Here is a 3,368-nt window from a genome sequence, read left to right on the forward strand (position 1 = left end):
AACCGCTCCCGCCATTTCCGGATTGGTCAGATTGTAGATGCCGGCACTTCCACAGCAGGTGTCGGCATTGGAGAGCTCCGTGTACTCTACTCCCGGGATGTCTTTCAGCAGTTGACGCGGTTCGTGACGGACGCCCTGCCCATGTGCCAAATGACAGGCATCATGATAAGTGATCCGCTTATTGATCTCACTTTTCGGTTTTTCATAACCGCTGTCATATAAGTATTTGGATACATCTTCGACTTTTTCCGAAAACTCTTCCGCTTTCGCTTTCCATTCTGGATCATCTTTAAACAACTCTGGGTATTCTTTCAAGGCACATCCGCAACCAGCTGCATTGACGACGACTTTATCGGAGTCTTTAAAAGCTTCGATATTCTGCTTCGCAAGCTTCCTTCCTGTGTCCCGGTCTCCGGCGTGCACGTGCAGCGCCCCGCAGCAGGTTTGATTTTTAGGAATAACGACTTCATTGTCATTGTGAGTCAGCACATTGATGGTCGACTCATTGATATCGCTGAACATGACGTCCATAATGCATCCAGTCAGCATCGACACGCGTGCTTTCGGTGTGCCTTTTGCCGGTATGACATCCACATTTTTATACTTTTTTTGGACCGATGTCTTGACTTCAGGCATGATCGACTCCATACCAGCAAGGTGGGATGGCATCACTTTCATCGCTCCTGTTTGACGAATCACTTTCTGAATCCCGCTCTGCTGGTAGAATTTGAGTAGTCCGCTGACTGTCTGCATCCGGTTTTGGTGAGGAAAAAGTCCTTTCAGGAAAAACTGGCTGATTGCCCCTTTCCACCCTGTCAGCGGCATCGCTTCCCGGATTTGCCCACGGGCTTCCTCGATTAATCCACCTACATCGACATCGGCCGGACAAGCCGTTGTACACGCACGGCAATCGAGGCATTGGAAGACCGGATCGGCCAATTGTTCATCAAGGCTGAGTTTTCCTTCCGCAACGGATTTGATCAAATGTACCCGGCCGCGTGGGGAGTGCTGTTCCTGACCGGTTTCCAAATACGTCGGGCACGCTTCTAAACACATTCCGCAATGGACACAGTCCGCCCATTTCGCTTCATCCGGGTGATCTTTTTCAAAATAATTGCTTAAACTGGCTGAGGCACAAGGCAGGTCCGATTTGTTTTCTGATTCCACCATTTCCTTAAGCAATTTAAATCCCTCCTATAAACCGTTGATGGTTTAATGTGTTCCTTGGATCCACTTTTTTCTTAATGCCTTCAAACAAGAAAAAGGACGACGTTTTTCCACCCCAGGCATCGACTTGTTTACGAAGTTCAAATGGCAGGTGTGTTCCGATGGTATAGCCTTTTTTGCTCTCCGCGATTTTCCGGATCTCTTCGATGGCCGCCACGACACCTTCATGTGTCCCTGACAGCGTATACTGACTGATCCCGTGGCCCATGCCGCCGTGTCCCTCGATCGTCACGGAAGATGACTGCAGGCTGCTCAATTCCTTCATGATTTCAAACACGTCGATATTTTTACTTCCAACCTTCAGAATGGCCTGTGTCTTCTCGTTCTGGTCATCGGTAAGACTGTTAGGCGCGAGCGCTGAAAAGGTCCGCCAAAACTCTTGTGCTTCCTCATTCCTGTGGACTTCAAGATCTGCGCCTTCTGGTTTATGGTTTTCAACCCAATCTTCTTGGTAGCGCACCGCTTTTTCGACATCTTCAAAAGCAATCAGCAGCCTGTACTCTTCACGGCCTGTCAGCTTCTTCGATAACACCGGGTTCATGAGTTCAAGTGAAACGGGCTCGAGCATAGAATCCTGGATGGCGATCGCAAATGTTTTCAATGCGTCGATCTTCTCTGCTGGTAACGACACTTGGACAAGACTCTCGAATTTAGGGAGCGGCCGTAGTTTCATCGTGATTTCAGTGATGACGCCCAGGGTCCCCATCGCTCCGATAAACAGCTTATTCATGTCATAGCCGGCGACGTTCTTCACAACCTTGGCCCCTGTCCGGATGATCTCCCCGTTTGCATACACTAATCGTAAGCCGATCACCAGGTCTCTTGCTGATCCATATTTCAGTCTTTTGGAACCGCTTTCATTTGTGGCGATAACACCTCCGATGGTTGCTTGATCGGGCCAATTCGGATCGATCGATACCATCTGGTTGTGCTCGCGAAGAAAATCCTGCAGCTCTGTGATCGTTGTTCCGGGCCGGACCGTCACCGTCATGTCTCCGACGTTATGTTCGACCACTCCTTTGTAATTCTTCAGGGACAGGGTTATATCATAATCATTTTTAACACCACCATATCCGCGTTTCGTTCCTCCAGATTCAATAGCGATACTTTTCCCCTCTTTATCTGCCTGCCGGACGATTTTCGAAATCTCAGCCTCCGTCGTTGCTCTAAATATCGTCGAACCCTTGTTGCCAAACTTGTCCTCCAAGGAAACATTCTGCCGCTCCTCTGATACCCCTTGTATGTCCATCCATCACACCTCTTTTGTTTCTTATTGGGAAACACCGTTTTCAATCGTCAGTATAAAATATCTGCATTCAATCAACTGATTTCTTCTAGACTGATCTCTTGCATCAGAGTTCGAACAAACTTCAAGTGAGCCATCATTTCCTCACAGGAGGCTTCTGACTCGCTCGCTGCGATTTTCTCAAAAATCCGTTCATGCTGATTGATGATTTCTTGTGTGAGCCTTGGGTTTGACGCGATATAGCTGTGGAACTCCAGCATGTGTTTTTTCGTCGTTGCTGAAATAAAGTCCATCAACTGAAAAAGGATATGATTGCCGCTCGCCTTGGCAATCTCACTGTGAAACTTGTAATCAGAGAGCCCTTGTTCCTTTTCACTATTCGATTTCATTTCTTCAATCGCAAGCTTCATAGCTTTTAAGTCTTCCTCTGATCTGAATTGGGCCGCTAGTTTCACCATCCCGGCTTCCAACATCTCTCTCACTTGAAATAATGCTTCAATGTCTTTCGAATTCGGTAAAAGCATATAGTGCTGAAGCAGTTTTGCCGGATCAAACGGACAAATATACATACCTTCTCCATGCCTGATTTCCACTAAACCTTTTCCTTTTAATGAAGTCATCGCATCTCTTACTGCCGATCTTCCTACATCAAATAGGTCACACAACTCACGGACCGAAGGCAGCTTTTCACCAGGTTTAAACTTTCCAGCATGAATAAACGATTCCATTTGCTCTTCCACCTGTTCAGAAACTTTCTTCGGAGAAATTTTTTCAACTTCCAGAGGTCTCACCCCTTTCGGACATCACATATCTGATAAGTAATCGCATATTGATAGAAACTGAGAAAAATAGCTACAACAGGAGCCACTAACGTGCTGGTTAATGGCTCTTGTTG

3 protein-coding genes are annotated in these 3,368 nt (G+C 47.0%); all 3 read right to left on the bottom strand.

Features of this window, described 5'->3' with window-relative positions:
• Positions 1–1,170, bottom strand: a 1,170-nt coding sequence (locus LD39_RS14730) for a (Fe-S)-binding protein (protein WP_035548717.1), incomplete at its 3' end; no start/stop codon positions are given.
• A gap of 13 nt (positions 1,171–1,183) precedes the next feature.
• Positions 1,184–2,476, bottom strand: a complete 1,293-nt coding sequence (locus LD39_RS14735) for an FAD-binding oxidoreductase (protein WP_035548714.1) — start codon at positions 2,474–2,476, stop codon at positions 1,184–1,186.
• Between the two features lie 71 nt (positions 2,477–2,547).
• Positions 2,548–3,264, bottom strand: coding sequence for a FadR/GntR family transcriptional regulator (locus LD39_RS14740; RefSeq protein ID WP_255349891.1), 717 nt, complete (start codon positions 3,262–3,264; stop codon positions 2,548–2,550).
• Between the last annotated feature and the right edge of the window lie 104 nt (positions 3,265–3,368).

It is taken from the genome of Halobacillus sp. BBL2006, from assembly GCF_000786645.1.
In the GTDB taxonomy this organism is placed as follows: Bacteria; Bacillota; Bacilli; order Bacillales; family Halobacillaceae; genus Halobacillus.